This window comes from Globicatella sanguinis NBRC 15551 (genome assembly GCF_001552295.1).
Lineage (GTDB): Bacteria > Bacillota > Bacilli > Lactobacillales > Aerococcaceae > Globicatella > Globicatella sanguinis.
In genome coordinates this window covers 1-5,560 of record NZ_BCQX01000139.1, presented here as the reverse complement: position 1 = coordinate 5,560, position 5,560 = coordinate 1, and the positions used below count along the sequence as shown (strand labels likewise).

Here is a 5,560-nt window from a genome sequence, read left to right as displayed (position 1 = left end):
GATTAAAGCTTGAAATTATAGCTTAATTTACGTAAAATTGATTTGTTATAAAGAATATTAAAATTTACATACGTCGTATTTTATCTAGAAAGGATTTATTGAATGAAACATCCAAATGTTATTATTCTTTTATCCATTATATTTTTAAGTGCTTGTAGTAAAGAGCCGATGATTCGATTAAGTGAAGAAAGACAAGCCTATATAACGGAAAAGCAAAATATTGAACAAGCGTCCCACAAAAATAAGGAAGCAGAAAAAACGATAAATATTGAGATTACGAATGAAGCGGCTTATGATGAGACGATGAGTTTTGAAAATATCGTTGATTTTATCCCGATACAACCTAATCAAATGAATCAATTTATTGAGAATGATCAAGAATTTTTTCGATATATGGAGTTTGTTGACGGTAATTTAAAAAGGATGCAAGTCAGGGAACAAACACCGACCGCCATCTCAAATCACTATTATGCCTGGGATGCAACACAAATCACTGATTTAGGTATTGGAGAAGGCACCATCATTCCAAGTAATCAATTATCTAACATATCTACAGAAGGGTCCAAAATAATTTTAAGGGCACCAATCCAAAAAGGTAATTCTTGGGAAATGACGTCTGAGGAAGTAGCCAGTATCACTAATTTATTTGAAACAATAGATATAAACGGAACGACTTATCAAGATGTAGTAGAAGTTACTTATCAAGATGGCCAACAAATAAAATATTTTGCTAAAGGTTTGGGTATTGTAGCTGAAATTAATCCAGATGATAGCTTAGTCCTATCAAGCATTAATCAGAATAGTTATTTTCAAGTCCAAATCCCGATTAAAGCACCACAACAAGTAGATAATAAATTGGCATTAGTCGATGATGTGGCGCCAATAAAGTTTCAAACGAATGAAGAAACAGCTAATATTTACACAAAATTGTTTCAAACATTAGGTTGGATAACACCAGATATTTCAGTTAATAAAATTAATAAAGAAACTTCTTATATTAATGTCGATTTTACACCGGGTATTATTGCAGCTATGAATCAAAATGAAGCGACAGAACGAGGGATTATTCCAGCGATTGTCATGACTATGATAGAACATTACGGTGTGGAAGCTGTTCAATTAACCGTTGATGGTTTAGGCATGACCCCTAATACCATAAGTTATCCTGATGGTGGATTATGGTATCCTAATGATATGTGGAAAACTGATATTAACCAATCGTTTTCATAATTAAGTAAAAGTTGGTTAGGCAAACACATGATAAATTCAGTCGTTTTTGCTTGATAATAACAATGACAATTTTTGAGTGGCATTAAGCTATGTTTTAAAGACCCGTTTGATACCGACTCAACTTAAGGACTGAACAGATGAAGTAAAATGATTTGATTTTTCTACATCTTAGACACTCCCATTGTATTTTATGACATAATAATGAATACTTCACAAATATTATCGATGTCGATAGTTGCATTCTGAAACTATTTTCTGTATAATTCAATCGAAATGAATACTAAGCAGTCAAAGTGCTAACTACTCCTATGATGAATAGGGGGAGTTTAGGCACTTTTTTATATTTTAAGAAGGAGCGTGATGATATGTACCAATTAGACACAATTGCTGCTATTTCCACAGCTTTAGGAGAAGGTGCTATCGGGATTGTACGTTTAAGTGGGTCTGAAGCAATTCAATATGCTAATCAAATTTTTAAAGGTAAAGATCTTCAAAAAGTCGCATCACATACCATTAATTACGGTCATATAATTGATCCTCATAATAACGAGATAATGGATGAAGTTATGGTGAGTGTCATGCGTGCACCACGATCATTTACGACAGAAGATATTATTGAAATAAATTGTCATGGTGGCATAATGGCCGTTCAAAGAATATTAGAGCTGGTCTTAAAACAAGGGGCACGATTAGCCGAACCAGGAGAATTCACCAAACGCGCATTTTTAAATGGAAGAATTGATTTATCGCAAGCAGAAGCGGTGATGGATTTAATTCAAGCTAAAACTAGTAAGGCCATGAGCGCATCTGTGAATCAATTAAGTGGAAGTTTATCGAAAAAAATCCGTAGTTTGAGACAAAATATGTTAGACACACTAGCACAAGTAGAAGTAACCATTGATTATCCTGAATATGATGATGTAGAAGAATTATCATTAAAGCAACTTGAAGAAACAGGATTGGCTGTTAAGAAACAAATCTTAAATATTTTATCTCAAGCTCAACAAGGGAAATTATTTAGAGATGGTATTAAAACCGCTATTGTAGGTCGTCCAAATGTTGGGAAATCGAGTCTTTTAAACCGATTAATAGGCGAAGATAAAGCGATTGTTACTGATATAGAAGGAACAACACGTGATATCATAGAGGAATATGTCAACGTAAGAGGTGTTCCATTACAATTAATTGATACTGCAGGCATTCGTGAAACGGATGAAGTAGTAGAGAAAATAGGTGTAGAAAAATCGCGTAAAATGATAGAACAGGCCGATCTGATCATCTTAATTTTAAATCAATCTGAGACATTACAACCGGTAGACAAAGAATTACTTGAAGCAACGAATGGCATGAATCGCTTAATCTTATTAAACAAACAAGATTTAAAACCTGCCTTGACGATGGAATCTTTGAGTCCTTATATTAAACAAGATGAATTAATTGCAACCTCTATGATAGAAGAACAAGGCATCGAAGTTTTAGAAGCCGCAATAGAGAAAAAGTTTTTCGCTGGTGAAATCCAATCAACAGATGTTAACTACTTACTCAATACACGTCATGTCGCATTGCTTAATCAAGCGGTTGATTCATTAAATGAAGTATTAAGTTCTGTTGAGATGGGAATGCCAGTTGATTTAATTCAAATCGATTTTACAAAAGCATGGGATCTTTTAGGCGAAATAACGGGTGAGAGCGTTCAAGATGAATTATTGAATAAACTGTTTAGTCAGTTCTGTCTAGGAAAGTAGAGGCTAAAATGAAATTATCAACAATATGTTATATCGATAATGGTTCACAATTATTATTGTTACATCGTAATAAAAAAGAAAATGATATTCATCAAGGTAAATGGGTCAGTGTCGGTGGTAAGTTTGAAATAGGTGAAACGCCAGAAGAATGTGCTAAACGAGAAATTTATGAAGAAACAGGATTAATTGCTGAAAAATTGGAATTATGTGGATTTATAACATTTCCAAATTTCACACCAGATGGACAAGACTGGTATAGTTTTGTCTACCGTGTCACCGAATTTTCAGGAAATTTAATTGAAAATTGTCCAGAGGGTACTTTGGAATGGGTCAACTATGAAGATGTTATGAACAAACCGACTTGGGAAGGCGATTATATTTTTCTACAATGGATTTTAGATCGAAGACCCTATTTTTCTGCAAAATTTACTTATGTCGCTAATCAACTTATAGAACAAAGTGTCGTATTTTATTAAAAGGGGAAATTAGATGAAACAATTTGAAGCAGGTTCCTATGACGTTATTGTCGTAGGTGCGGGACACGCTGGGTCGGAAGCAGCTCTAGCAAGTGCCCGGATGGGAAGTAAAACATTATTGTTAACATTAAGTTTAGAGATGGTCGCTTTTATGCCATGTAATCCATCTATCGGTGGACCAGCTAAAGGCGTCGTAGTGAGAGAAATCGATGCTTTAGGTGGGGAAATGGGGCGCAATATCGATAAAACGTATATTCAAATGCGTTTACTAAATACTGGAAAAGGTCCAGCAGTTCAAGCTTTAAGAGCACAAGCGGATAAACAGCTATATGCTCAATCGATGAAACAAGTGTTAGAAAACTCCGAGAATCTAGATTTAAAACAAGGATTAGTAACTGAGTTAATTGTTGAAGATAATCAAGTAAAAGGTGTTGTGACTTCAACAGGTGCGCGTTATTTATCGAATGCAGTTGTTTTAACTGCAGGAACATCCTCTAGAGGACGTATCATAATTGGTGAATTAGGATATTCATCAGGTCCCAACAATACTTTACCATCTATTAAGTTATCAGAGAATTTATTAGAATTAGGTTTTGAACTTGCTCGTTTTAAAACAGGTACTCCACCTAGAATTAATAAAAACTCAATCGATTTTGATCAAACCGAAATACAACCAGGTGATGAAAAACCTAATCATTTTTCATTTTTAACACCTGATGAAAGTTATAAAGAAGAGAGTGTTCCTTGTTGGTTAACCCACACGAATGAAATGACTCATGAAATTATTAGAGGGAACCTTCACCGAGCACCGATGTTTAGTGGAATAGTCGAAGGAGTAGGTGCACGCTATTGTCCTTCGATTGAAGATAAAATTGTTCGTTTTAGTGATAAACCACGTCATCAAATCTTTATCGAACCAGAAGGATTAGGTACAGATGAGATGTATGTTCAAGGATTATCTACTTCCATGCCAGAAGATGTTCAAATGGAAATATTGCATTCTATAAAAGGATTAGAGAATGCACAATTGATGAGACCGGGATATGCAATTGAGTATGACGTTGTAATTCCCCATCAATTAACACTATCGTTAGAAACAAAACTTATTAATGGTTTATTTACAGCAGGCCAAATGAATGGAACGAGTGGTTATGAAGAAGCTGCAGGACAAGGTTTAATTGCAGGGATCAATGCTTCACTAAAAGTTCAAGGAAAAGAACCTTTCATAATGAAACGTAGTGAAGGATATATCGGAGTAATGATTGATGATTTAGTTACCAAAGGCACAACCGAACCCTATCGACTGCTAACCTCCCGTGCTGAATATCGTTTATTATTACGCCATGATAATGCAGACTTAAGATTAACAGAAATGGGATATCAACTAGGATTAGTGACTCAAGAACGTTATGATTATTTTATCACTAAGCAAAATCTAATCGAACTAGAATTAGAAAGATTAAGCAATATTCGTTTAACTCCAAAGACACCAGGATTGGTTGATTATTTAGATAGTATTCAATCAACACAATTAAAAGATGGTATTTTAGCAGTAGATCTACTAAAAAGACCAGAGGTTCGATATCGAGATTTAATCAGCATCATACCTCGTGAGGAAGGTCCATTAGAACGTCAAATAGCAGAGCAAATTGAAATTCAAATAAAATACGCAGGTTATATTGTTAAGGCAAACCAAAGAGTCGATAAAATGAAATCAATGGAAGAAAAGTTCATTCCAGAAGATATTGATTATGATGCGGTGGACAGTTTAGCAACAGAAGCCAGAGACCGCTTGAAAAAAATCCAACCTAGTACACTAGGACAAGCAAGTCGAGTGAGTGGTGTCAATCCAGCGGATATTGCGATTTTAACCGTATATATTCAACAAGGAAAAATTGCTCGCTTAGGCGATAAAAAATAATCGTATGAAATTAAATCTTTAAAGAATGTCATTCAAATTCATATTGTTAACTTTATTAAAAAATAAGAGTCGAAATGAGTAAAAAACTTGTTTCGGCTCTATTTAATATTCATAGAGATGGATAAGTAATACTATACATAACATGATCATCATATCGCGATATAAACTATTAGATAGAGTCCATATAA

Annotated in this window: 4 protein-coding genes; all 4 read left to right on the top strand. The window is 34.3% G+C overall.

The window, feature by feature from the left end; genetic code table 11:
- Positions 1–102: 102 nt before the first annotated feature.
- The 4 genes from GSA01S_RS09215 to mnmG all read left to right on the top strand — a co-directional run bounded on the left by GSA01S_RS09215 (position 103) and on the right by mnmG (position 5,372).
- On the top strand, positions 103–1,230 hold the full coding sequence (locus tag GSA01S_RS09215; protein ID WP_066126859.1) for a GerMN domain-containing protein: 1,128 nt from the start codon (positions 103–105) through the stop codon (positions 1,228–1,230).
- Between the two features lie 365 nt (positions 1,231–1,595).
- Positions 1,596–2,975, top strand: a complete 1,380-nt coding sequence (mnmE, locus tag GSA01S_RS09210) for a tRNA uridine-5-carboxymethylaminomethyl(34) synthesis GTPase MnmE (RefSeq protein ID WP_066126857.1) — start codon at positions 1,596–1,598, stop codon at positions 2,973–2,975.
- An 8-nt stretch (positions 2,976–2,983) separates the two neighbouring features.
- Positions 2,984–3,451, top strand: a complete 468-nt coding sequence (locus GSA01S_RS09205) for an NUDIX hydrolase (RefSeq protein WP_066126856.1) — start codon at positions 2,984–2,986, stop codon at positions 3,449–3,451.
- Between the two features lie 13 nt (positions 3,452–3,464).
- Positions 3,465–5,372 carry a tRNA uridine-5-carboxymethylaminomethyl(34) synthesis enzyme MnmG gene (gene mnmG, locus GSA01S_RS09200; protein ID WP_066126855.1) on the top strand — a complete coding sequence of 636 codons (1,908 nt, stop codon included), beginning with the start codon at positions 3,465–3,467 and terminating at the stop codon, positions 5,370–5,372.
- Positions 5,373–5,560: the final 188 nt, after the last annotated feature.